The organism is Chryseolinea soli (assembly GCF_003589925.1).
Lineage (GTDB): Bacteria > Bacteroidota > Bacteroidia > Cytophagales > Cyclobacteriaceae > Chryseolinea > Chryseolinea soli.
Genome location: NZ_CP032382.1, coordinates 6,026,578 through 6,051,457, shown reverse-complemented (window position 1 = coordinate 6,051,457; position 24,880 = coordinate 6,026,578). Strand labels below are relative to the sequence as shown.

The 24,880-nt window shown below is 51.4% G+C and carries 24 protein-coding genes; 13 read left to right on the top strand and 11 right to left on the bottom strand.

The features are described 5' to 3' along the window. Positions 1-134: 134 nt before the first annotated feature. From D4L85_RS25370 to D4L85_RS25360, 3 genes are read right to left on the bottom strand one after another with little or no spacing between them, the layout of a single operon-like run. On the bottom strand, positions 135-686 hold the full coding sequence (locus D4L85_RS25370) for a DUF4269 domain-containing protein (RefSeq protein WP_228450626.1): 552 nt from the start codon (positions 684-686) through the stop codon (positions 135-137). Between the two features lie 35 nt (positions 687-721). Continuing rightward, on the bottom strand, positions 722-2,959 hold the full coding sequence (locus D4L85_RS25365) for a hypothetical protein (protein WP_119756933.1): 2,238 nt from the start codon (positions 2,957-2,959) through the stop codon (positions 722-724). Next, positions 2,919-3,647 carry a hypothetical protein gene (locus D4L85_RS25360; protein WP_228450625.1) on the bottom strand — a complete coding sequence of 243 codons (729 nt, stop codon included), beginning with the start codon at positions 3,645-3,647 and terminating at the stop codon, positions 2,919-2,921. The genes D4L85_RS25365 and D4L85_RS25360 overlap by 41 nt, the downstream gene beginning before the upstream one ends. 789 nt (positions 3,648-4,436) lie before the next feature. On the opposite strand from D4L85_RS25360, the gene D4L85_RS25355 reads away from it, so the two are divergent. Further along, entirely contained in the window at positions 4,437-5,381 is a 945-nt protein-coding gene (locus D4L85_RS25355; RefSeq protein WP_160143992.1) for a porin family protein, read from the top strand. A gap of 10 nt (positions 5,382-5,391) precedes the next feature. Further along, positions 5,392-5,655 (top strand): hypothetical protein, encoded by a 264-nt coding sequence (locus D4L85_RS25350; RefSeq protein ID WP_119756930.1) that lies wholly within the window; start codon positions 5,392-5,394, stop codon positions 5,653-5,655. Between the two features lie 277 nt (positions 5,656-5,932). On the opposite strand, the gene D4L85_RS25345 is transcribed toward D4L85_RS25350, so the two are convergent. Next, positions 5,933-6,412, bottom strand: coding sequence for a VOC family protein (locus D4L85_RS25345; RefSeq protein ID WP_119756929.1), 480 nt, complete (start codon positions 6,410-6,412; stop codon positions 5,933-5,935). A gap of 336 nt (positions 6,413-6,748) precedes the next feature. Between D4L85_RS25345 and D4L85_RS25340 the strand changes: the two genes are divergently transcribed. From D4L85_RS25340 to lepB, 5 genes are all read left to right on the top strand, one after another. Further along, positions 6,749-7,522 carry a ParA family protein gene (locus D4L85_RS25340; protein WP_073130536.1) on the top strand — a complete coding sequence of 258 codons (774 nt, stop codon included), beginning with the start codon at positions 6,749-6,751 and terminating at the stop codon, positions 7,520-7,522. Next, positions 7,519-8,469 carry a ParB/RepB/Spo0J family partition protein gene (locus tag D4L85_RS25335; protein WP_119756928.1) on the top strand — a complete coding sequence of 317 codons (951 nt, stop codon included), beginning with the start codon at positions 7,519-7,521 and terminating at the stop codon, positions 8,467-8,469. Before D4L85_RS25340 ends, D4L85_RS25335 begins: the two co-directional genes overlap by 4 nt. 21 nt (positions 8,470-8,490) lie before the next feature. After that, entirely contained in the window at positions 8,491-9,090 is a 600-nt protein-coding gene (locus D4L85_RS25330; protein ID WP_119756927.1) for a DUF5683 domain-containing protein, read from the top strand. A gap of 361 nt (positions 9,091-9,451) precedes the next feature. Next, on the top strand, positions 9,452-10,159 hold the full coding sequence (gene dapB / locus D4L85_RS25325; RefSeq protein ID WP_119756926.1) for a 4-hydroxy-tetrahydrodipicolinate reductase: 708 nt from the start codon (positions 9,452-9,454) through the stop codon (positions 10,157-10,159). Between the two features lie 106 nt (positions 10,160-10,265). Then, positions 10,266-11,738: a signal peptidase I gene (gene lepB / locus D4L85_RS25320; RefSeq protein WP_335621950.1), complete on the top strand. Its 1,473-nt coding sequence runs from the start codon at positions 10,266-10,268 to the stop codon at positions 11,736-11,738. Positions 11,739-12,037: 299 nt separating this feature from the next. On the opposite strand, the gene ung is transcribed toward lepB, so the two are convergent. After that, on the bottom strand, positions 12,038-12,700 hold the full coding sequence (gene ung, locus D4L85_RS25315; protein ID WP_119756925.1) for a uracil-DNA glycosylase: 663 nt from the start codon (positions 12,698-12,700) through the stop codon (positions 12,038-12,040). 161 nt (positions 12,701-12,861) lie between these two features. Between ung and apaG the strand changes: the two genes are divergently transcribed. Genes apaG through D4L85_RS25300 form a run of 3 tightly spaced genes read left to right on the top strand, consistent with a single transcriptional unit; the run spans position 12,862 to position 15,016 of the window. Continuing rightward, positions 12,862-13,248 (top strand): Co2+/Mg2+ efflux protein ApaG, encoded by a 387-nt coding sequence (gene apaG, locus D4L85_RS25310; RefSeq protein WP_073130499.1) that lies wholly within the window; start codon positions 12,862-12,864, stop codon positions 13,246-13,248. After that, complete coding sequence (locus D4L85_RS25305) at positions 13,249-14,034, top strand: O-methyltransferase (protein ID WP_119756924.1); 786 nt, start codon at positions 13,249-13,251, stop codon at positions 14,032-14,034. 58 nt (positions 14,035-14,092) lie between these two features. Beyond that, positions 14,093-15,016, top strand: coding sequence for a chromosome segregation protein SMC (locus tag D4L85_RS25300; protein WP_119756923.1), 924 nt, complete (start codon positions 14,093-14,095; stop codon positions 15,014-15,016). Between the two features lie 34 nt (positions 15,017-15,050). Here D4L85_RS25300 and D4L85_RS25295 read toward each other — a convergent pair whose 3' ends face one another. The 6 genes from D4L85_RS25295 to D4L85_RS25270 all read right to left on the bottom strand — a co-directional run bounded on the left by D4L85_RS25295 (position 15,051) and on the right by D4L85_RS25270 (position 23,341). Next, positions 15,051-16,109 carry a VOC family protein gene (locus tag D4L85_RS25295; protein ID WP_073130493.1) on the bottom strand — a complete coding sequence of 353 codons (1,059 nt, stop codon included), beginning with the start codon at positions 16,107-16,109 and terminating at the stop codon, positions 15,051-15,053. Positions 16,110-16,376: 267 nt separating this feature from the next. Further along, positions 16,377-17,798 carry a c-type cytochrome domain-containing protein gene (locus tag D4L85_RS25290; RefSeq protein ID WP_160143991.1) on the bottom strand — a complete coding sequence of 474 codons (1,422 nt, stop codon included), beginning with the start codon at positions 17,796-17,798 and terminating at the stop codon, positions 16,377-16,379. Further along, positions 17,798-18,658 (bottom strand): sugar phosphate isomerase/epimerase family protein, encoded by an 861-nt coding sequence (locus D4L85_RS25285; RefSeq protein ID WP_228450624.1) that lies wholly within the window; start codon positions 18,656-18,658, stop codon positions 17,798-17,800. Before D4L85_RS25285 ends, D4L85_RS25290 begins: the two co-directional genes overlap by 1 nt. Before the next feature lie 87 nt (positions 18,659-18,745). Then, positions 18,746-20,224: a DUF1501 domain-containing protein gene (locus tag D4L85_RS25280; protein WP_228450623.1), complete on the bottom strand. Its 1,479-nt coding sequence runs from the start codon at positions 20,222-20,224 to the stop codon at positions 18,746-18,748. A 2-nt stretch (positions 20,225-20,226) separates the two neighbouring features. Further along, the gene (locus D4L85_RS25275; RefSeq protein WP_228450622.1) at positions 20,227-22,896 is read right to left on the bottom strand and encodes a DUF1553 domain-containing protein; all 2,670 of its coding nucleotides are present in this window, start codon (positions 22,894-22,896) and stop codon (positions 20,227-20,229) included. A gap of 232 nt (positions 22,897-23,128) precedes the next feature. After that, a complete protein-coding gene (locus D4L85_RS25270) occupies positions 23,129-23,341 on the bottom strand; it encodes a hypothetical protein (protein WP_160143990.1) in 213 nt (70 codons plus the stop codon). A 425-nt stretch (positions 23,342-23,766) separates the two neighbouring features. Between D4L85_RS25270 and rpsF the strand changes: the two genes are divergently transcribed. The 3 genes from rpsF to rplI are packed head-to-tail and all read left to right on the top strand — an operon-like array spanning position 23,767 to position 24,864. Further along, complete coding sequence (gene rpsF, locus D4L85_RS25260; protein WP_073130477.1) at positions 23,767-24,147, top strand: 30S ribosomal protein S6; 381 nt, start codon at positions 23,767-23,769, stop codon at positions 24,145-24,147. After that, entirely contained in the window at positions 24,144-24,395 is a 252-nt protein-coding gene (rpsR, locus tag D4L85_RS25255) for a 30S ribosomal protein S18 (protein WP_073130474.1), read from the top strand. Before rpsF ends, rpsR begins: the two co-directional genes overlap by 4 nt. 25 nt (positions 24,396-24,420) lie before the next feature. Continuing rightward, the gene (gene rplI, locus D4L85_RS25250) at positions 24,421-24,864 is read left to right on the top strand and encodes a 50S ribosomal protein L9 (RefSeq protein WP_119756917.1); all 444 of its coding nucleotides are present in this window, start codon (positions 24,421-24,423) and stop codon (positions 24,862-24,864) included. The last annotated feature ends 16 nt before the right edge of the window (positions 24,865-24,880 follow it).

Genomic DNA, 24,880 nt, shown 5'->3' with positions numbered 1-24,880 from the left:
GTCAGTTACATGTAAGGTTATCGTTGCTTTTGCATCGCTGCGTACCGTACTAAGTAGTTATCCTGACGTGGACGTGAATAGCAGGGCTATAATGACATTTCATACAGCAAAAAATATTTCAAATCACGGATGCGCTAACCGCGGAATAAATTTGGGTCCTGACCTTTGTCTAGCTTGAGCAAGGCCAAATATGGATCTCCCGTCAATCCCAACAATTGTGCAAATGCCGGCTCCGTTTTCATCCCTGATCTTTTCAACGCGATCACCTGCTGTCGCAACGTCTCACCATGCTCCTGCAACAGAGCATACTCCACCATCATGTGCCGGAACGATTCCTGGTCTTTCACAGGTCGGTTTTGACCAAAGATCTCTATGTCGAAATCATCCAATCTGAAATTGGCAATCACAGTGGGCCTGCCTTTGAGTATGACCTCGCGCAGGGAAAATCCCGAATGGGATGAGAAGTTTTCGGTGACACAATCGATGAACGCTCTGATGTCATACCAACAACACGCAATATCCAGATCGCTATCTTCAACATTTACACCGATGGGAATAGTGCCGGTGAGAATAGGTTCAAAACTTTTTAGAATAGTGAATACGTTGTGCGAGGTCAGGACGGTATAAGCTCGTTGCTGGACACTTGAGCCTTGCTGGAGGTAAAGAATGTTCTCAAAATTTATCACAAGAATTGCCCCGCGAGTGTCATGGTCTGCGCCGATTACTCCATCCCCAAATACTTTCTGAAATACCCACACTCCTTGATCACCTCCTTATAATAACTCGTCCCCGCATACTCTCCTTTCAGTTTTTTAAATCCATCCCACGCCTTAAAATCCACGTCCGTGTCGCCGTAGAAATCCTGCTTCGCGTGATAACGGTTCGTGTAAAAATCATTACGATCGCATTTGGCAAGCATATACACGCACTTGGCTTTTTGTTCCGGCGTGGTAGCGGCTGCGAAGGCCTTCTGATAATATTGCCGGGCAGACGCACAACCGAGGAGCTGCGATTGATAAGCAGGATCGATGTAGTTGCCGTATTGATTCATGATCGCCCCATAGTAGAAAACACGCGCATTGCCAAAGTAGGTCATGTTGTAAAAACCATTGGCCACCAGCAAGCTGTTGTTATAAACGTCTTGATTTATCTCGACAAACGTCAGCATCTCCTTCATCTTCTTTAAAAAGGAAAGCTTGGTGTATTTCACTTTCTGTGTGGCCTCATGATCACAGTCGTGACAGTCTTTGATCTTGCCATTGAAAGGATTGCCGAGCAACTGGGTATCCTTGCTGTTTGGTGATTGCTCCATAAACGCGATCGCCGCATCCATCTTTCCTGCGTAGGCGCTCGTCACAGCCTGGTATTCAAAGACGTCCGACAGCGTGATCGGATACAGTCCCACAGCAAGCTGCTCCCACGCGGTCTTCCCTGGCTTCTGCAGAAAAGCTTTCATGGTTTCCAGGTTTGCCGGTGTCTGATAGAATTTCTCCTGGCGATTGAACAGCTCGGCCATTACCGTGTTCTGTTGACTTTGGTAGAGCGACGAGACATAGCGCTTGCTCCACTCGGCGGCATGGTGATAGCGAAACGCCGTTTGCTGTCCTTTGGGAAGGGTGTTATAGAGCCAGTTTAGATCGGGCAACAAGACCCCTTCCGTTTGCGCATCCAGTCGATCGATCCCACTCAGTGCGTTGATCAATTTCAGCAATTGCAGTTGCTGTTTTGCCAGATCGGTCTTGGGGCTGGTCTTTTCGGCCTTGTCAAAAAAGGTGGTGGCCACGGCATGGTTATCGGCCAGCACGTTGAGGTACCCGGCAGCCAGGTGCCACAAATAGGGTTTTGTGGTCTTTCCTTCAAGGGCCACGGTAGTCACCACTTGCAAGGCGTCTTTGTCCGATCGTTCTTTCAGCACGCGGCGATATTCTGCGGCGGTTGTGAAGGTCGTTTCATTCAACTTCACCTCCGCTTTGTTCACCAGGCGCGTGAGGAGAAAATCCAGGTGTGGGCTGGCGGGGTTCAATTTGTAGATCTCCTTGATGGCCGTTTTCTCATCGGCATAATAGCCGAGCAACGCCCAGAGCGCCGCCTTCTCGGTGGGTGTTTTGGCCAGGGTCAGGGAGGCATCAAAATCCTTTTGTTCCTGTGGATGAAAGTTGTAGGCCGTAACGGTTCGCAGTGCCGGGCACTGATCGAACACGACGCTGTACAAATAGTTGGAGGTCGCATAATCCTTGCGGCTGTAGTAAGCGCCGGCCACATAACTCAACCCTCTGTAGTAAAGCGTATTCCGTGGCACCGATGCCTTTGTTTTTTCAAAGAATGCCACGACCTTCTGTTTGTCGGGTCCGTAGAAGTATCCCTTCATGGCTTGGAACCAATAGCGGTTTTTCAGAAAGGGATCGGCAGTCTGCACAAACAGCTTCTCCATCTGTGCCGTGGTAACGGCATTGGCCGGATTGAATTTGTGCTCTTCATAGTTCCAGGAGTCGATGGAGGTGGTGCTGGCGGCTTCGATGACCTTGGCGTGGTAGAGAAATTCGACAAAGGTCTTCACTTTTTCATTGGAGGCCAATGCCGCAAGGTTTGCCGGCAAAGGTTGTTTTTCCTGAATGGCGTTGTAAGCGTCGGTGATGCCTGCTTTCGCGTCATCATTGAGCAACATTTCCCGGATCTGAACGTCCGTCAGCGTGCTTCCCTTTAAATAGGTGATCCACTCGGCCACCAGCGCATCATTAAATCGCGTGGTGTACTTGTCTTCAAAGACGATGTCATAGAACACGTCGCGGGGAGCAAAAAAGAGTGGCGCATACGATGCGTCAACATAGACCTCCGGGGTAAAACTCGAATCGTAGTCATAACCCCAGTCCATATCGGCGCAAGCGATCACGATGCCGTAGAGGGTCAGTGCAGCCAGGCTAAAAAGCGCTGCTAATTTTTTCGTAGAAGTCGTCTTCATGACGGTAGTGTTTCAGATTAAAATTGTCCAGGTCGTAAAAAATGATCTCGCCCGGTCTTCCGGGCAGGTCTCCCGACAGGTCGCTGGCCATTTCGCTGAGGTCGGTCGTAGTCACCGTCTCAATTTTTATGCGGTCGCCCTGTTCAAAATAATGGTCAAGTTTAAGCACATTGTGAGTCACTTCAAAAAATGGCGCCGCTTTCATTTTGAAGTTCGGATCGCGAAGAAAGACGTTGTCGTCGACTTTATTTAAAAGACCGATCACCTTGTTGCCCCGGATGTGCAACCCCCACGAGAAAATGGGCAACGCCACATCCAGCTTCAGCGGGTATTGATGGAGGCTTTGGGTATAACGCGCAGCCGTGGCGCGCTCGTAAATAGAGTTCGACGAATCGGCAGCGATATGCCCCATATTATAGAACATCAACACCCCCCGGTCCGCCGGTGGCATGCCGGTAGTCTTCACATACTTCACCTGGTGCAGCCTTATGGTAGCCGAAATGGTCTTGACACCGGCAGCTTTTAACGCTTCAATAAATTTGAAATAGGTCTCCTTGCTATCCAGCGACCAGTCGCAATCCACCTGGATCTCGGAAGCGGCTGCAAGACCTTCGTGCGCATTGATCGAGCCCACCAGGGTCATTACTTTTTTCGCCAAGTCAGCTATATCCAGCGTGTTGGATAGCATCACCTCATTCTTTACATAAATCACTGGCACGAGTTCCCACCCGTCTGGCTTACTGGCAAATTTGACCGGCGATCTTGGCGTTGCCTTTCCTGCTGACAGCTCCACATCAAAATAACGCACATACAGCCGCTTAACGTTATTGGCGCTTAGCACGGCGTGCTCCTCCGGCGAGAGATCAAAGACTGTTTTCCAATAGTAGAAAGAAACGGATGGTCTTGGCTGGCTGCAAGAAGCCAATTGAAAAACGACAACACATGCCAGTAAGGAATGCAAAAAGAAAAACCTATCTCTACGGCGTGTCGCTCGATGTCGCATTGGTTCCTGATGAAGCACTTCAAATATAGTTTGTTAAAAGCAACTCTAACTGAAAGCTTAGCGCGACACAATATTTTTGTAATATTGACTTTTAGAATTACTTTATTTGTGCTCCATTGCAACAGTTAACCTATTCTTATTCTGCTAGATAGCTCTCCTTGATTCATGATCTTCTTTACACGTTTTAGAAAAACCTCCTTTCTCGTTTTCCTTGTTCTCCTCCTCGCCGTTGTTTCCGCGGGCGCACAAGATTTCAGGCCTGGCACGATAATCACCAGCGATGGTGACACACTCACAGGGAAAATCAGCTACAAGGCAAATTTGTACACAACACGTATCATTCGTTTCAAAAGCGGCGGAACTGTACGCAGACTAAATGTTAATGACTTGGAGGAAGTCAATTTCTTAAATGAAGCGCATTTTGTTGCCAGACACTTGAAGGGCCCAGAGCAGGATAAATCACTTGCGAAGGTCTTGCTGAAGGGTTACGTATCGCTCTATAGAGGCGGCCACTATTTCTATGGCGAGAAGGACAAAACCATTTGCGAGCTATACGATAAAAATGAACGGTCGGAAGTCAGTGGGAACATATATCGCCGCCGGTCTAAGCTCTATCTCAGCCGTCTCCACGAAATGTTCAAGGACTGTTCTGATGTAGATTATACCCCGCTTGCCATCAGGATCGTTATTAAGCCTCTAAAAGAGAGTTTCATCGATTATGCCGATTGCAAATCGACAACGCTGCAAAAAGCCTCGAGGAAAAATGTAATTGAGGTAGGCCTTCACGGCGGCGTAGGGCAGGCAAAACTTCAAACCTCATTTTTTTCGGGGGTGGATTTAAATCCCGGCAACTTTGCCTTTGGAGGCGCCACGTTTTCGATTGATTTGTTTGGTGTAGACAAATGGAAATTGCGGGCCGACGTCGACTACTATCGCTATGCATTCAAGGGACAATACACCCGTGTCTATAGTTCTATTTTCAACGATCCCAACAACAATCCCGCAAAGGAATATTATGAAATGTCTACGTCTTTCACGGGCGTCAAGGCGCCAGTAGGCGTGCAATACTTCTTCACACACAGCACTGTCGGCTTCTATGTCGACGCCGGTTTAACGCTCGGCCTCACCCCCAGCGGAACATTCAGTCGAAATATGTATACGTGGAAAAACGGCACGCAAGGAGACGGTTACATTCCGGTGGAGAATTTTCAATACAAGATCACCTCCAATTTCGTACAGGGCTATTGGACTGGCGTAGGCCTTGACCTCAAGGTCTTGAGCGAACGGAATTGTTTGTCGATCTCCGATACCAGAAAAACCCCGGCTACACACTCGCCAACACTTACCGCGCCGGCTCGATCGATACCCAAACTTTCGATAACTTTACGCTCACGGAATGGGTGGCCACCTTTGGCTTAAAACAGAGACTATGAAACAGGCCATTTTATTTTTCGCACTTCTTGTTGTGGCTACCGGGTGCACCTCCGAAGATGAAGCCCCTCACAACCTCTTCCCCCAATTGCAATCCCTCACCGCCGAAAACCTCAGCGTTATCCCACGGGGCGATACGATCGCCATCGATGTGAAAATAACCGGCACCACAACCAGCGAAAGTGCTCCCTTCCAGGAGGCATGGATTGTCTGGGAGAACAATACCTACTCGGGTGTCGTCGGTCTTGAGCGCCGTGATTAAGACAACAAGACACCGGTTGACATCATCGACAAGCATTCGTTCGAGGCCCGATTGGCGGGCGTAAAGAAATTTATGTTGCTCACCGTCTATTTCAAAACCAACGCTGGCTACACCTACAGTGCCGTGTACGGCTACAATACCGTATCTAAGTACATGCAACTTCAATCCGGCCCGATCAAAAGCAAGTAACCGCCCTTTCCGTTTCTACACCAACACCCTCGCCCTTGTTGATGCATCGCCAACAGACATCAGTTTCCCACCATACCGTTTCGTCAGCCTAATCACCATCCCTCTCACCCAACATCTCAAACCAAACCTCCACCACATACCCATCCGGATCTTTAAAAAAAATATAAGGCGACCCCGGCACAAATTCCCCTTCATCCTGAATCACACCGCCGGCCTTAAGAATTTTATCACGCATCTTCCCCATCTCATCCGCCTCCCGCAACCGAAAACCATAATGCGCGATACCTCCCACCGAGCCAGCTTTCTTCGCCGGCCCGGGCTCAAAGACCAAAATATCATGGCAACCCGGAGTCGTGAGCTGAAGAAACCCGGGATCATCATACATCACCTCCATGTCAAACACCGCGCAATAAAAGTTCTTGGTGCGGCCAAGGTCAGCCACCGTCACAGCCAAATGAGTCAGACCGTAGGTCAGCGTTTTGCGCATACATGGAGAAAGTTGCCAACGAAGATAGTCGCGTTCGACGGAAATGTCCAGGTTTTGCGCACAGGTTTCCGTGCTGAACATCAAGCGAAGGTTAGTGTTCAAGACTGACGCGAAACCACCATCGCCGTTGTCTTGCGTCTTTGGAGCGCGCTTGGTTCAGCGTCGCACCCGCCAAGTTTTGTCAGCAAGAGATGAACAAACTTAGCACCCTCATAACCAGACCCCTATACACATGAATCGCAGTTCACCTCACACTAAAACCCCCATTTTATCCCCGAAAAACCGCACGATTTGTGCACCGATTGTGGATAACCTGTTCCACGACGTTCCACGATCGCTTGAGTTTTCGCATATATTTGCAGCCCGGCCTTTCCCTCAGACCGGATTTTTTATTTTTTAAACCGTCAACAAAAGTAAATGGGAAAAATCATTGCGATAGCAAATCAAAAAGGGGGAGTCGGTAAAACCACTTCGGCTATCAATCTCGCGGCAAGTCTGGCAGTACTGGAATGTAAAACATTGCTGGTGGATGCCGACCCGCAGGCCAATTCAACTTCAGGTCTCGGCCTGAACCCGAAGGACATCAGCCAGGGCATTTATGAGTGTATGGTCGATGGTGTAAATCCAAAAGACGCCATCGTAAAGAACGACCTCAAATTCCTGGACGTGCTTCCCTCCCACATCGACCTGGTCGGTGCCGAGGTGGAAATGGTCAGCATCGAACGCCGCGAGGAAAAGATGCGCGACGCCCTGGGCAAAGTGAAAGATGAATACGACTTCATCATCATCGACTGCTCACCGTCCCTGGGTCTCATCACCATCAACGCGTTGACGGCCGCCGACTCGGTCATCATTCCCGTACAGTGCGAGTACTTCGCGCTCGAAGGATTGGGCAAGTTGCTGAACACGATCAAGATCATCCAGACGCGCCTGAACCCGCGGCTTGAAATAGAAGGTATCTTATTGACGTTATATGATTCGCGTACCAGCCTGGGCAACCAGGTAGTGGAAGAGGTGAGAACACATTTTTCGAAAATGACGTTTAAAACCATCATCCCTCGCAACGTGAAGCTTAGCGAGTCGCCCAGCTTTGGGTTGCCCGTCATCGTTCACGATGCCGAAAGCAAAGGAGCCATTAGCTACCTCAATCTGGCACACGAGGTGCTGGATAAAAACGGAATGTCGAAATGAGCAAAAAGAAAGCATTAGGAAGGGGCTTAAGCGCTTTGCTGAGCGACAGCCCCACAGACGAACGGCTGGAGGTCGATAGCATCCCCGTGAACCTGGAAGCGCCCGAAACAGCGCGCGCCACCCAGGCAGCACCGGCCATCCCCACCAGCGGCATGACGGAAATACCCGTGGCGGAGATTGAAGTGAACCCCTTCCAACCCCGCACGCACTTCGACCAGGAAGCCTTGTTGGAACTGGCCGAATCCATCACGGTCCACGGCATCATCCAACCCATCACGGTACGACGCCTGTCCGACCACCAATACCAGTTGATTTCGGGTGAGCGTCGCTTTCAGGCCTCCAAACTGGCAGGCCTCGAATCCATCCCGGCCTATATCCGCTCGGCCAACGACCAGCAAATGCTGGAGATGGCCCTCATCGAAAACATCCAGCGCGAAAACCTCAACGCCATAGAAATCGCCCTCAGCTATCAGCGGCTGATGACAGAGTGTAGCCTGAAACAGGAAGAGCTCGGCGAGCGCGTTGGCAAGAACCGCACCACCGTCACCAACTACCTGCGCCTGCTCAAACTTCCCCCCGACATCCAGATCGCCGTGCGCGACAACAAGCTGTCGATGGGTCATGCGCGCGCCATCATCAATGTGGAGAATGCCGACCAGCAACTCTACATCTTCAAGCAGGCCGTCAACGAAGACCTGTCGGTGCGCAAGGTGGAAGAGCTCGTCCGCGACCTCTCGCAGAAGACCTCCACCAAATCCGCTCCGTCCGAATCCGCGGCGTCTGCCCCGGCTTCACGCGAAATAGCGCAGCTCCAGACCCGCCTGTCGTCACACTTTGGCACTCGAGTTGTTGTGAAGAGCGATGGCAAGAAAGGCGATATCCGCATTCCCTTCCTCTCCGTGGAGGATCTGAACCGGATATTGGACATCCTCAAGATGTATTCCTAACTTGCGCATCCAAAGCGTGAAATGAAGAAATACCTCGTCCTCCTAGTCCTGGCATGCCTGGCCCTCACCAAAACTATGGCCCAAGATTCCTTGGCAGTCGACCACGAGAGCGATAGCCTTATTGTCGAAAGCCAGGACACCGTGATGCTCAAGACCTACGCCGCCCGCTACAACCCACGCAAGGCTTTGCTCTATGCCGCGGTTGTCCCGGGCCTTGGACAGATCTACAACAAGAAATACTGGAAACTTCCGCTGGTCTATGGGGGCTTCATTGCCCTCGGTTACGCCATCAACTTCTATCAGGAAGGCTATATCAAGTATAAGAACAAACTCTTCTTTAACCTCGACCATGGCTACGATGGCGACAGCGAAATCTACCCCGGCGACGTCTACACCACCTCCACCTATCGCAACGTGGTAGACCAATACCGCCGCCAACGCGACTTCATGATCGTCATCGCCGGAGGGGTCTATATTCTTCAAATGGTCGACGCGCTCGTCGATGCCCATCTCAAGGAATTTGATCTCAATCCCTCTTTGAAAGTCACTTGGCACCCGTCGGTGGAGCAAAATGCCCTGATTGGGCGAACGTCAGGGGTTACGTTACTGGTTAAATTCTAGTGTAAGGAGCGGCCAGGAGCCGGAATCTTTTTCTCGGCATTCAGTAGCCAGTAGCCAGTAGTCAGTAGCCAGCCGAAATTGCCTTTTTCTTGAAAGTATTCTTCTCCGTAGCAAGATGTCAGCTTTTGTAGCTCCGTATTACTTTGCCATAGTATTCCCACCTCGCCTATTCTTTGTCTTATCTGAACCCCAACGACTACCCAATTCTCACTTCTAGGTCGCAGACCTACCGATTAACTGATTCCTGGCTACTGACTACTGGCTACTGAATACCGATTGCCCAATTCTGGCTCCTGGCTCCTGATTTCGATTGCCCAATCCAATAAAAAATGCATTTTTGCCTGAATCTATTTTTTAACGTATGAAAATCATCCTGCTGGGCTATGGGAAAATGGGTAAGATCATCGAGCGCATTGCCCTGGAACGTGGCCACGAGATCGCGGCCAAGATCGATGTAGACAACCGCCACGAATTCGACACCACTAAAGCCGACGTCGCCATCGAATTCTCGCATCCCGATGCGGCGTTCGACAATATTCGCAAATGTCTGTCACGGCAGCTTCCGGTTGTTTGTGGCACCACCGGGTGGCTTGAGCGCCGGGCTGAAGTGGAGAGCCTTTGCAAACAGCAGGATGGCACCTTCTTTTATGCCTCCAACTACAGCCTGGGGGTGAACATCTTCTTTAAGGTAAACGAATTCCTGGCCCGCATCATGAACGGCTTTCCGCAGTATGACGTCCGCATGGACGAAGTGCACCACACCGAAAAGCGAGACGCCCCGAGTGGCACGGCTATTACCCTGGCCGAGGGTGTGCTGAAGAACGTTGAGCGCAAGCGAAAATGGGTGAACAAGGAAAGCACCAACAGAGGTGACCTCTTCATCGAATCGTTCCGCATCGACCAGGTGCCGGGAACGCACGTGGTGAAGTACGAATCTGCCATCGACGATATCGAGATCAAGCATATCGCACACTCCCGCGAGGGTTTTGCCCTGGGCGCCGTGATGGTGGCCGAGTGGGCAAAAGACAAAAAAGGAGTGCTGGGCATGGACGATTTCCTTAAATTCTGATTTTTCAAAATAAGCCCGTCCGTCGCCTGAAATTATGGCGCCGTCCTGGCGACCTATTCATAGGTCAATTATTTTCATTTTATTTGCAGGCTTTAAATTCAAACTGATGGAAGATTCTCGAGGTTTAGCACTACTCATTGGCACCCTCTTCTTTTTAATTCCCACTTTTATTGGCCTTTACAAGATGTTCGAAAAGGCAGGCGAGGCCGGCTGGAAGGGGCTTGTTCCCGTCTATAACCTGGTGGTCATCCTGAGACTCGCCGGCCGTCCCTGGTCATGGATCTTCTATCTTTTCATCCCCGTCATTGGTCAGGTCATTATGATCGGTCTCGTCATCGATTTTGTAAAGTGCTATGGCAAGAATACCCTTCCGGAATACATCGCGGCGGCCATCTTCCCCTTCCTCTACTTCCCCTACCTGGGCTTCAAGAAAGAGGTCGTTTATACACCTCCGAAGATAGAAGAAGGCAAAAAATCGGTTCGTCAGGAATGGACCGAAGCCATCGGCTTTGCCGTGATCGCCGCCACGCTCATCCGCTGGCTCATCATGGAGGCCTACACCATTCCAACGCCTTCGATGGAGAACTCCCTGCTGGTAGGCGACTTTCTCTTCGTGAGCAAATTCCATTACGGCACGCGGACCACCACCACACCCCTGCAGGTTCCGCTGACCCACCAGAAGATCTGGTTCACCAACATTCCTTCATATGTGGAATGGATCAAGCTGCCGCAATACAGATTGCCCGGCCTCACACACGTGAAGCGTGGCGACGTGGTGGTCTTCAACATCCCTCCGCGCGAGCTTAACGAGAACGTTGACTACCCGGTCGATCTCAAAACGAACTACATCAAACGCTGCGTGGCCGTGCCCGGCGATACGTTGTTCATCCAGGACAAGCAAGTGTACACCAATGGCGAACCCTTGCCGAATCCCCCCGAAATGCAGTATAGCTATGTGGTGATGTCCGACAACCGCATCAACGATCGCAACCTGCGCGCGCTCGACCTCGGCACCGAAGATGTCCAGGGGCCCAGCCAGCAGAATGGCAAGTTCTATTACCTCATGTTCCTCACCAAGGAAAGGGCTGACGCACTCCGGAAGTTGTCCTACATCAAATCGGTGGTGATCGAAAACAGAAATGAAGTAGACGGACAGATCCCCTACTCCCGCTATTACGACGGCGCGGCCGGCACGTCTGAAAAGAAATATTCACATTGGGTGACCGACAACTTCGGCCCGGTATGGGTTCCCAAGAAAGGCGGTACCATTTCCATCAACGATTCGACCCTCGCCTTCTACGGCCCCACCATCAAAATGTATGACCACAACAAGGACGTCAAGATCGAAAACGGCCGCCTCTACATCGACGGCAAGGAAGTGACCGAATACACTTTCAAACAAGACTATTACTTCATGATGGGCGACAACCGCCACAACTCCCTCGACTCCCGCTTCTGGGGCTTTGTACCCGAAGACCACATCGTCGGAAAAGCATTTTTCATCTGGCTCTCGATCGATCGAAATGCAGACTTCCTGCACAAGATCCGGTGGAGCAGGTTCTTTAATCTGATACGGTAAGTATTCAGGAGCGAGAATCAGAAGCCAGGAGCCGGGAGAAATTCAAAATTCTCGCGGCTCCTGGCTTTTTTGCTAAGCGACAATCTAACAGAACAAGGGACAGGAAGTTTGTAGAGCCAAGAGTTCGCGATGTTCATTCCTTTTTCACCCACAAGTTTGGGCCATCCGCCCTTATTGATGCTTTGCCCAATACGTTTCCGGCCATAGCCCCTTTGTTGGTGTCCCCACCAACAAAGTTTTTTGCCTCAGCACACAAACAAAACCAGCTACCATACGCGCCACAACTATTACTCGTAAACCTACCACTCAATCTCCTTTATCCCCTTCCGCTTTAAATACTCATTTGCCTTACTAAAATGCTTATTCCCAAAGAACCCCCGGTCAGCCGAGAAGGGCGACGGATGGGCCGACATCAAAACAAGGTGTTTGTTCCGATCGATGATCTCGCCTTTCTTTTGGGCATAGGCACCCCAGAGGAGGAACACGACGTTTTCTTTTTCGTCGGATATCTTTTTGATGACCGCGTCGGTAAAGATCTCCCATCCTTTGTTTTGATGTGAGCCCGGTGAAGCGGCGCGCACGGTCAGGGTGGCATTGAGAAGCAGCACGCCCTGAACGGCCCAACGCTCCAGGTCGCCCGAAGCAGGAATGGGTTTGCCCAGATCTTGTTTTATCTCTTTGAAGATGTTGACCAACGAGGGGGGCATACGCACGCCGTCGCGGACAGAGAAGCAGAGACCGTTAGCCTGGCCGGGACCGTGATAAGGATCTTGCCCGATGATGACCACGCGGACATTGTCGAAGTCGCTGCAGTCGAACGAGCGGAATATTTCTTTGCCCGGCGGATAGACGGTCTGTGTTTTGTATTCCTGTTTTACAAATTCAATGAGTTGCTGGAAATACGGTTTCTCAAATTCGGGAACGAGCTTGCTTTTCCAGCTTGGTGCAATTTTGACATCCATAGATTCAAAACTAATGGCATTCGCCAAAAGCGCAAAAAGCGGTGCGGGGAAGGAAAATTAATCGTGAAAAATTGATATTTAATCGGCTGATTTCCAGTATTTTGATAGGAAATAAAAACCTTCGTGACGGGAATTGTAAAAAATTAATATTTTTGAACCGTATGGTAACGGAAATCACCCAAGGTATCAAGGTAAGTGTCGAGACGGAATACCAGCCGGCGTATTCCAGCCCGAGCCAATACCACTATGTGTTTACCTACCGCATTACCATCGAAAACCACAGCGAATACACCATCCAACTCCTCCGCAGACACTGGCATATTTTTGATGCCGGGTTCACCCAACGCGAAGTGGAAGGTGAAGGTGTGGTAGGCCAGCAACCCGTGCTCGAACCCGGCCAGGCACACCAATATGTTTCCGGCTGCAACCTCAAATCGGGCATTGGCAAAATGGTAGGCACCTACCTGATGGAGCGCGTCGTGGATGGTACCACCATGCAGGTGAATATTCCCGAGTTCACCATGGTTGCCCCTCTCCGACTCAACTGAGTGACAAACGCTTTCTTCCAACTTCAATCGTATTTCACCTATTGGCTGGATGCCGTTGGCGAGCACTCGCTGCACTCCCCCTTTTTTTACGACTTCTATACACAAGTTGTCCGTCCCAAAAAAGTGGATGCCGATTTTCAGACGGCTGAGAAGATCCGGCAAACCCTCCTGGCCGACCGTCGCGCTATCGCCGCGGCAGATCTGGGCGCCGCCTCTTCGGTGCTCTCCGGTCATCAAAGATCGATTCGCGACATTGCCCGCACCAGCACCAGTCCGGTCAAATATTCGAAGTTGTATGCGCGCATCATCAAAGCTTTCCACTGCCATGAGGTGGTCGAACTGGGCACCTCCTTTGGGATCAACACGCTATACCTGGCCCGGTTCAATGAAGGAACCGTCCACACGTTCGAGGGCGTGAGCGCCATTGCCGACATTGCTCAAGCCAACTTCGACGCTGCCGGTACCCGGGACATCCAACTCGTGCGCGGCAATATCGATCACACCCTGCCGCGCTTCCTGGAGGACGTGAAATCGATCGACTTCGCCCTCCTGGATGCCAACCACCGCCTCATCCCAACCCAGCAATACTTCGAAGCATTGGCCATGAAAATGCATCCCCGCAGCGTCATGGTCATCGACGACATCCACCACTCGGCCGACATGGCCGCCGCCTGGAAAGCCATCCAGCGACACCCCCTGGTCTATGCCACCGCCGACCTGTTCCGGTGTGGACTGGTGTTCTTCGACCCATCGCTGAACAAACAACACGTTGTTTTACAGTATTAGCCATTGAATTGCATGGGGAGAAGTCCTATTTTTGCCATCATTCATATTATCCACAGCCATGAGCGAATTCAATCCAGAGCCTGTTGAGGCTCCGAAGAAAAGTAATAAGAACGCCATCATCATCGCCCTCCTTTCCCTGGTGATCGTCGTGCAAGGCATAAAGATCTACCTCGACTCGCAAGAAAGGCAAGAGATCAAAACCGACCTCACTTCTACCGAACAAGAGCTCGCCACTACCATGCAACGCATGAGCGAGATCAAAGCCGAGTTGGACACCAAGATCGCCGAGGTGCAAAAGCTGGGCGGCGACGTGTCTGATTTGTTAAAAGCCAAAGGCGAAGTGGAAGCCGAACTGAAACGCTCCAAGCGTGCCACCGGCAAAGAGATCAAGGCCCTCAAAGACAAAGTGGAAGGATATGAAACGCTGTTGAAGATCAAGGACGAGGAGATCACCAAGCTGAAGTCTGTCAACAAAGAATTGCTCACCGAAAACACATCGCTCAAAACCGAAAAGAACCAATTGGGCGATTCGATAAACCGCCTCAGCCAAACCAAAGATGAACTGGCCGATAAAGTCGCGATAGCGTCGCAGTTGAAAGTTGAAAATGTGCGCATCGTCGCCTTGTCCGATCGCGGCAAAGAGCGCGAGTCACCTTTCAAAAGCCGCCAGGTTGGGAAGCTGAAAGTCGAGTTCAACATCGCCGAAAACAAAGTAGCTCCCATCGAAGGCAAGAAGATCATGATCCGCATCGTGGACGAGAACGGCCAGGTGCTTTTTGACGTGGCCCGCGGCTCCGGAACTTTCCTGTTCAACGGCAAGGAAGAGTTCTACACCGAGTCACAGGACGTGCTCTTCGACAACACCAAACAAAAGCTTTCCTTCCTCTATGACAAAGGATCGGAATATGCCTCCGGCACCTACAAGCTCGAAGTATACACCGACGACTACCTGATGGGCAGCGGACAATTCACCGTAAAATAGAGAGAAACGATTTCTGATTTTGCCTGACCGGGTGTTAATCCTTCACCCGGTTCAGCGCCAGCATGCCCAGCATCCAGTCCGGCAAAGGCTTGCCCGGATCGCGATGACGGATGTTGAGATACCATCCTATTTTTTCGACGATGGGTATTTTGTGCGTCTCGACAAATTCGATGAGTGTGCCGTCGGGATCTTCACAGTAAGAGAAATGGCCGGCCGCTTTGCCCATGTCGAACGAGTCGCGACTGTCGACCGTGAAGCTGAAATTGGCTTGCTGACAGCGGTCGGCAAGTTGTTCCATGCCATTGATGTCAAAGCAGATGTGGATGTAGCCCAGGTCACCCCAATAACGATCGTGAAATATCTTTTGGGGCGCGCGGTTCTTGACTTCCACCAATTCCAATTCGGTCTCCCCCAAAAGCCTGCAAAAAGCGCCCATCCGGTTTTTATTCGAGCGAAGGATCACCCTCCTGAATTCATTCTCACCCCCGGGCACGCCTTCAAAATCTTCGAATTTCTTTTGCCCGTCATAAAGCACCTCGGTGTAGCCAAGAACATCGCGATAAAGCTTCAATGCCTTGTCGATATCCGTCACCCCGATCACACAGCCGGCCACGCCGCCGGTGATCGCTTTGGCCTTCTTGAACCAGCTTTTGCTTTCCGTGATCTCGAACAGATTGTTGAAAGGATCCTTCACATAGAAGTGCATCCGACCGTCGGGTGACTGTTGCACGCTGTTGAGGATGTGCACACCACTGGCTTTCAACGTGCGATAGGCCGTAGCGATATCCTGGGTCTTCAGTTTCACGGCAAAGACGCCCGTGTCGCCGAGAAAATGCTCCACTTCAGGTTCGCGGGGAGTGCGGCTGGTAAATTGCCAGATCTCGAAACCGCCGCCACCTTGCATGTTCATGGCCAGAATGGCATAGCGGTCCTCGGCCCGGTCACCTGTGTAACGCGTCATCAACGACGCCGTGGCACTGTCTTTAAAAACCGGGACATCCATCCCAAAATGTTTCCTGTACCATGCCCAGGCCGCATCGGCGTCCTGAACACCGATCCCAACCTGCTGAATTCCACTAATAATATAGCCCATAATAAACGGTAATTAAACTAAAATTTATAAATCTATCCCTATCGGTGTAAGCTAAATTGTCTTTGTGTAAAGATGGATTTTGGGAGCGATAAGTTGCATGGCTGTACAGGAGCCAGGAGCCAGAATCCAGGAGCCTGTAGGGCTTGGCCTTCGGTAGACAGGAGTCAGAGACTGCTACTTAAGATTTTTAACAAGAACGGCTAATTTGTTACTGAATGCTGGGTGCTAAACTCCCGGTTCCTGGATTCTGACTTTTGAAAATTTTCTCTAACTCTTGCGCTTATAAACAACCGAATCCGAAGACAACACCGGCAATTGATAGCTTCCCGTATCCACCGTAACGCTTTTTGCTTTTTGAGAATACTGTTCGATGGCCGCTGACGTGACGGCGGTTTTGTAAATAAAAAGCTTCTTCAGATTTTTTAGGGACGCGATGTGAGTCAGTCCCTCGTCGTGGAGGTTTGTGCCGACGAGATTGAGCAGTCGCAGTTGTTCGAGTGACGCCAGCGCTTTCACTCCGGCATCGTCGATCGCTGTGTATTCCAGGTGAAGTTGGCGGAGGCTTGTGAGTTGGGCGATCGTTTTCAATCCTTCGTTTGTAATTTTTGTCCGGCCGAGGTTCAGCCAGACGATCTGCTTTGTCAGGGGAAGTAGATCCCGGAGGTCGGCGTCACTGACTTTGCGGTCATTGACGTAGCTCACCGAAAGATAATGGTTTCCTTCGCTTACGGGCACCACCAGGATGCCCTTCGCGGTCAACGCGCTCACGGCTTTTTCGTCGGGAGGCGAAACCTCTTCTGTGGGGATGTCGTCGTTGCTGTGCGACGGTGCTATGAGTGACGAAATAAATCCTTTGATCCGCGCCACTTGACGGAAGGCTTGGATGCGTTTGTCAAAACTGGCGCCCTCCTCGATCCAGGCTTGCACCAGCGCGATCTCGGACGAAGTGAGTTGTGATTTCTCATTGGGGGGCATGTGCTTTTCATCCTCCAGCGGAAGCATGAGCCGGCGATACAGCAGACTGGAGTCGGCTACTCCGGTCTTCACCACCACGCCGTGTTTGCCTCCCTTGCGGATAAACTCTTCCGAATCCAGACGCAATTGTCCCTTCTGTTTGGCAGCGCTGTGACAACTGTAGCACTTCGCTTCGAGGATGGGCTCTATCACATCGCCGTAGAGCACAGCACTGTCGGCGGCTTCGATGGATTTGATCTTTACCGCGGGCGTGGCATCGTCGCCATTCGCTGCGGGTGGCGGCAAGAGGAAGTCCTCACCGTGCGTGAGCGAGCCTCCCAAATGTCCCGTGACGGTGACCAGCATGATCAGGGGCAGGAACAGCAGGATGCGGATGCGTTTTCGCTTTTTCTTTTCGGGGAAACGGGTGATGATGCTCTGCCGTGCAAAACAAAGCACCGTGGCAAACACCGCCGTAGCAATGCCAAAGTTTTGATGCAACACGATCAGCCGGTCGTCGTAGCCGCCTTCGCGGGAAAGAAAATAGCCGCTCAGCGCCGAAAAAATGGCCGACACCGTACCCAACACGATCGTGGGCTGCACCGCCCTTCGCAGACCTTTATAGCCCGGGTAAAACCCCAGGCACTCGAACAGAAAACCCAGAAACAAAATGCCGATGGGCAGGTGGACAAGGATGGGGTGAAGCCTTCCAAAAATTTGAGTCAACCAAAGCATCAGGCGTAGCGGGCGCGAAGTGTTTTCAACATGTGGACATTGATCTCCCATTGATTGGCCAGGGCCTGGCGCGTATAAGGCACGGCCGGCATATAGTCGATGGGACCGAATTCCGTGAGCATCGTGAGGCGTTTGCCCTCCTTGCGCTTCGCCTCCACGACCTTATCCCACCACGCAAAGTGCGCGTCCACGGCGTCCTTCCACTCCGGCGCACGCGGGTCGTTCACCTGCGGCCCTTCGGCATGCCCAATGCGCGCATGGATGTGACCCGTGCGACTCAACGCCAGGGCTACAGTCTCCGTCTGGTCCACGAGAAACGATTCGTGCACATTGCACCAATGCGAAATGTCGAGCGTGATGCGCAGTGGCGCGATCTTCTCCATGTACTGCCGGGCCACCGGTGCAGCATATAAAATGCGCGAGCGGTGCGTCTCGTGATAAATGGGCACCTTCGTGCGCTCGCTCACCTCGGTGGTGAGGTCGATGAAGGTCTTGTTTTGTTCGAACGAAAAGTGATCGCGTCCTGAATGGCAATTGATGTAGACGGGATTGGCCAGCGCGGCGGGCTCCAGGGACGTTTTGAATTGCTGGAAATGTTTCTGGTAGTCAGCCTCCGATCCGCCCACGAGAAAGCCATATTTCAGGTTGTGTTTGTGAAACGCATCGAGAAAGCTTTTGCGCTCCGTAGCATCCAGCGGATACCAGGCTTCGGCACCGTCGTAGCCTTCCTTTTTTATGGCGGCACAAAACTCGTCCCAACTGCCGGTATAGCCCCAGTTGGTGGCGAAGATCAACAATTCAAAACCGGCTGCCGCCGTGTGGTGAGCAAAAGGTTTAGACAAGCTTTCTAAAGGATTCATAGCTAGGGTTGTTCCGGATAATGCGCTGAGCGCTAGAAAATTACGACGTGTTATGGACATTTTATAATAAGGCTAATACAATTCGGTTCAGGCAATGATTTCGGAGATGACTTTACCCGCCACATCGGTGAGCCGGAAGGGTCTTCCCTGGAAGTGATACGTCAGCTTTTCATGATCCATGCCCAATTGATTGAGTATGGTGGCCTGCACATCGTGTACAGAGACCTTGCCGTTGATGGGATAATATCCGATCTCATCGGTTTCCCCCCACGTCATGCCTTGCTTGATGCCGCCGCCCGCCATCCACATGGTGAACGCTTCCACGTGATGGTCGCGTCCCAGGAATGGGTTGTTCTTGTTCTCGCGGTTCTCTTGCATGGGGGTTCTTCCAAATTCGCCACCCCACACGACCAGCGTTTCCTCCAGGAGGCCGCGTTGCTTCAGGTCGAGCAACAGGGCGGTCATGGCGCGGTCGATCTCCCGGCATTTGTTGCGGAAGCCGATGTCGATGGCCAGATTTTCGTCGGTGCCGTGGCTGTCCCACCCCCAATCGAAGAGTTGCACAAAGCGCACATCCTGTTCCACCAGCTTGCGGGCCAGCAGACAGTTGTTGGCAAAAGACGCCTTCCCGGGGGTCGTTCCGTACAATTGATGTATATACTCAGGTTCAGAATTGATGTTCATGACCTCAGGAACTGACACCTGCATGCGGAAGGCCATTTCATACTGTGCAATCCGGGTAAGCGTTTCCGGATCATTATATTCCTGAAAGTGCTGTCGGTTCACGTCGTTGATCGCATCGATGGTCTTCTTCTTCAGGTTGCGGTCCACCCCTTCCGGGTCGCTGAGAAACAGCACAGGATCACCCTCCGAGCGACACTGCACTCCCTGATAGACCGACGGCAGGAAGCCGCTTCCCCACACACTCTTGCCGGCGTCAGGCGTCTTGCCACCCGAGGTGAGCACGACGAAGCCGGGCAGGTTGTTGTTCTCCGATCCTAACCCATACGTCACCCACGAACCAATGCTGGGCCGGCCCAAACGCGGAGAGCCCGTGTGTACAAATAATTGTGCGGGGGCATGATTGAACTGATCGGTATAGACGCCTTTCAAAAAGGACACCTCATCCGCCATCTTCGCGAAGTGCGGCAAATGTTCTGACACGTAGGCGCCTGATTGGCCGCGCTGTTTGAAGTCGGCCTGAGGTCCCAACATCTTGGGTGTGCCGCGAATAAAGGCAAAGCGTTTTCCCTCGAGGAGCGACGGCGGGCAAAGCTGGTTGTGAAGCTTTTGCAATTCCGGTTTGAAGTCAAACAATTCCAACTGCGACGGGGCTCCTGCCATGTGAAGATAGATGACACGCTTTGCCTTGCCGGGGAAATGCGAAGGCTTGGGCAACATGGGATCAGTTGCACTCGCCAGATTTTTGGGTATCGCATTCCGGGCATCACATCCCGCGAGGAACGTGCCCAAGGCTGCAGCACCTAACCCCGCGGCACTCTCCCAGAGGAAATGCCGCCGGGAAATATTTTTCAGTTGTTCGATATCAAAAGGAAGGTTGGCCATTTTCATTCTTTCGTTAATACTTCATCGAGGTTCAGCATGGCGTTTGCCACCACGGTCATGGCGGCTAGCTGTGGCGAATCGTTGGCCGTGGCCGCCAGTTTCCGGGCCGCGTCTTTGTTCTTAAGATACTCCTTTAAAGCCTCATCATAAAGTCTGTTCATGATCGCGAGCTTTTGCCCGGGCATATCCTTCACCAGGATCATGCGATACCCGGCTTTGATCTGGTCTTTCGGATCGGTACGGTCCTTCATCATGCGCAACGCAAGACCCCGCGCAGCAACCACATAGGAAGAGTCGTTCAGGGTAACCAAAGCCTGCAGTGGCGTGTTGGTCCGGATCCGCCGGATCACACATACCTCACGGCTGGAGCCATCGAACATCATCATCGACGGATAAGGACTGGTCCGTTTGATGTAGGTATAAACCGAGCGACGATACTGGTCTTCGCCCTCGCTTTCCTTCCAGTATTCTCCACTCCACACCGAACTCCAGATACCATCGGGCTGATAGGGCATCACGCTTTTGCCAAACATCTTCTTGCTCAGCATCCCCCCGGCAAACAACGCCTGGTCGCGCACTTCTTCCGACGACAATCTAACGCGCGGGCCACGCGCCAGCCAGCGGTTGCCGGGATCCTTCTCCAGCAGTTCGGGCGTGAGCCGTGATTCTTGCCGGTAGGTCGCCGACATCACCATCGTTTTGATGAGCTTCTTCATGCTCCACTGGTCTTCGTTCATAAACCGGAGGGCCATCCAGTCCAACAATTCCTGGTGCGTTGGCGCAGCACTTTGCGTACCAAAATCTTCCAGCGTTTCTACGATGCCCGCACCAAAGATCTGCTCCCAGAAGCGGTTCACCATGGTGCGCGCCGTAAGTGGATTCTGTTTTTCCAACAGCCAATGCGCAAAGCCGAGACGGTTGTACGGTTGATCTTTTGGGAAGGGATTCAATGCCGTCGGCACATCCGGTTTCACTTCTTTGCCTTTCACCAGCCAATTGCCGCGTTCGAATACGTGGGTCTGCCGGTGTTGTTCGGCATTGTTCTCGATCATGATCGGCGTGTTGTCGACCTGGGTATTGAGCAAATGCATAAAGGTACTCTGCATTTCAGCGGATCCGGGAAGTTCATCGCGGAACGCAAACCACTCGATGGCGCACACCGACTGCGAAGGCTTGATCTTCGGATTGTGAAATACAAAATACAAATCATGTTTGCCCGGTGTCGCATGCAGTGGCAACAAAACAGCCTGACGAACTCCTGAGGCTGTTTTCTTTAGCGTGTACGATGCGATCACGGGACCGTCGAGCTTGTCCTGGTGGATCGCGAATGATCCGCCTTCGGCGTCTGCCCAATAGTTGAAGATGAGGTTTTTCTTTCCATCCATCGGGATCTGTTTCAGGCGTGCGCTGCCACCGGGGCGGATGCCGAGCCATTTGGTGTCGATGAGTTCGCCATCGACAAACTGATCGAAGTCGTGGGGATGATATTTGGGTTCCAGCGTTTTGAGGAAACGCGTGGTCTCTGTCTCCTTTTCAGGACCCGCGTGGGTCTTCACCCAGGCGCGGATGGTTTCCAGCTTTTGTTGATCCTCCGGCGTGTAGGTCCTCAGGTTGGGATGCTCGCCTTCGGTGTCTTCGTCGCGCGAATTGTTGAAGAACGCTAATGATTTGTAATACTCGTCGTGCAGGAACGGATCGTAGGGATGGGTATGACATTGAACGCAGGCCATGGTGGTGCTCTGCCACACTTGCCAGGTGGTGCTCACCCGGTCGATCAGCGCGGCCACACGAAACTCTTCATCTTCTGTTCCACCCTCATCATTGTTCATCGTGTTGCGATGGAAGGCGGTGGCGATCAACTGATCGTCGGTGGGATGAGGAAGCAGGTCACCGGCCAATTGCTCGATGGTGAACTGATCGAAAGGCATGTCTTTGTTGAAGGCGTTGATCACCCAATCGCGGTAACGCCAGATGGTACGGCCCACATCGCGCTCATACCCCTTGGTGTCGGAATAGCGGGCCATGTCCAACCACCACGATGCCCACTTCTCACCAAAGTGGGGCGATGCCAGGAGTTCATCCACCACGGTTTCATAGGCCTTCGGGCTTGTGTCTTTTATGAATCGTGATGCTTGTTCTGGTGTCGGGGGCAAGCCGGTGAGATCGAAGTAAACTCTCCGGATCAAAGTAGCCTTATCGGCTTCCGGTGAAGGTGACAGCTTTTCTTTTTCAAGTTTGTCGAGCACGAAATGATCCACTTCATTTTTAGCCCACGTTTCAACGTCTACGCTAAATCCGGATTGTGCTTCTTCCAGGTTGGGTACTTCTGTGGCTTTCGGTGGAATGTAGGCCCAATGATCGCCCCACTCCGCCCCTTCTTTGATCCACTGCTTCAGCGTTTCGATGTCTTCCTTGCTCAGGGGATGCTCTTTGTAGGGCATCCGCACTTCAGGATCGTTCGACGTGATGCGCCGGACAAATTCGCTTTGCTCGGGATGACCGGGGATGATGGGTGTCTTGCCCGACTCTGCTGTATCGAGGGCTTCACTGCGGAACAACAAACTAAAGTTGGCGTTTCGCTTCACCCCTCCATGACAGCTGATGCAGTGCTTGTTCAGAATGGGCTTTACCTGCGCGCTGAAGTCTACTTTTTTCTCGCGGCATGCCGTCATAAAAAGGGCCGCCGGCAAAAAAAGCAATACCAATATTATCCTACCATGCCGTGTCATTCCAGAACAAAAATAAGTTCAATCGTTTGAATCGCGAAATATACTCTTTTGAATGAGGAAGTGTGACCGAGAGAACAAGGATTGCCGATGATTTTACGAACGGTGTGCGTTGGCCAGATAGGCGGTAAAAAGATCGTTGTCGCTGGATTGGGGTATTCCCTGAGATCGGGAAAACTTAGGAATGCTTTATGAACAGGGGCGGCGCTCCCTTGTGGATTGACGGTTGCCCCTGACCGGCCTTCTTCCTGGCAATGCTTTCATCTAATGCCTTTTCCATGCGCACCGTATGAACAAGAAGGGCAACCAAAAGGCCGATGATCGCCAGGAGAATGAGCCCGACGGCCACCGTGAAAATGTTCGTTATGAGTTCACTCTGGATTTCCATCATTGATAATTTTTTGGGTGGCACTAAATTGTCTATAACCAATTACTATACAGACTGTTGCGACCAAAATACCCGCCGCGGTAAAGAGGACGTCCTTGCCGGTGTGAATACCCTTCAGTATAAACGAAATCACTCCGCCAACTGTTCCGAAAAGTAACACAACAAGCAATTTGATCATCTCGGTATTGAACCGTATCTGTTCCTTTTGCTGATCGCTTAAACGCAAGACTCAGGTGTTAAAAGTCTTAAAATTGCGAGGGACACACGAATATAAGACTATTTCCCAAATCGTCAAATATTCCCAAAATAACCCTTTCGCCTGCCCGGAAGTGGTTTATCGGGCGATTTCCTCATCAATTTTAAGCGGAGGGTTTTAAAATCAGGTTGTTTTTCCTACTTTTGCAACCTCAAAAACTAAAACAGTAAACATGAACAATTACGAGACGGTATTCATTTTAAATCCCGTTTTGTCTGATGAACAGGCAAAGGATACTGTCGAAAAATTCGTGAAAGTGTTGAAGAAAGCTAACGCCGAAATTCTCAATAACGAGCAATGGGGCCTTCGTAAGTTAGCGTATCCTATCAACAAGAAGTCAACCGGCTTTTACAACCTCATCGAATTCTCGGCACCTTCCACCGCTATCAATTCTCTGGAAACGGAGTACAGACGGGACGAATCGGTAATGCGCTTTTTAACGACGGTGCTGGACAAGCATGCCGTGGTGTACAACGAACGCCGCCGCAAGGGCGAATTCAAGAACAAGGAGAACAAGAAACCCGTAAAAAAAGCTGAGGAGACTACGCGATGACATTGATGAACGAACCGATCAAGCGAGCAGAGATCAAACCGAAATACTGCCGCTTCAAAAAGAATGGGATCAAGTACATTGACTACAAGGATCCTGACTTCCTCCTGAAGTTTATCAACGAACAAGGCAAGATCCTTCCCCGGAGACTGACCGGCACCAGCCTGAAGTTCCAGAAGAAAGTGGCACAAGCCGTAAAACGCGCCCGTCACCTGTCTCTCCTGCCGTATGTTGGTGATTCGTTGAAATAATCGTTGAACCTTTAAAGAAAACGACATGGAAGTAATTTTGAAACAAGACGTAACAGGACTTGGCTATAAGAACGACATCGTGAAGGTGAAAGCTGGATACGGTAATAACTACCTGATCCCCAATGGTTTCGCCCTTATCGCCAACGACTCGAATAAAAGACTGATCAGCGAAAACGTGCGCCAGGCTGCCCACAAGGCTGCCAAGATCAAGCAAGATGCAGAAGCATTGGCCGCTAAAGTTGGCGACCTCACCATCGAGGTGGGAACCAAAGCCGGCGAAAGCGGAAAGATCTTCGGCGCCGTAACGGCCCTCCAGATTGCCGACGTATTGAAAGCCAAAGGCTTTGATATCGACCGCAAGAAAGTTCACCTGAAAGAGACTCCCAAGCAACTTGGCACATACACTGCCACGCTTGACCTTCACAAAGAAGTGAAGCACGACATCCAGGTGAAAGTGGTAGCCGAGTAATCGATCACTGCTATTC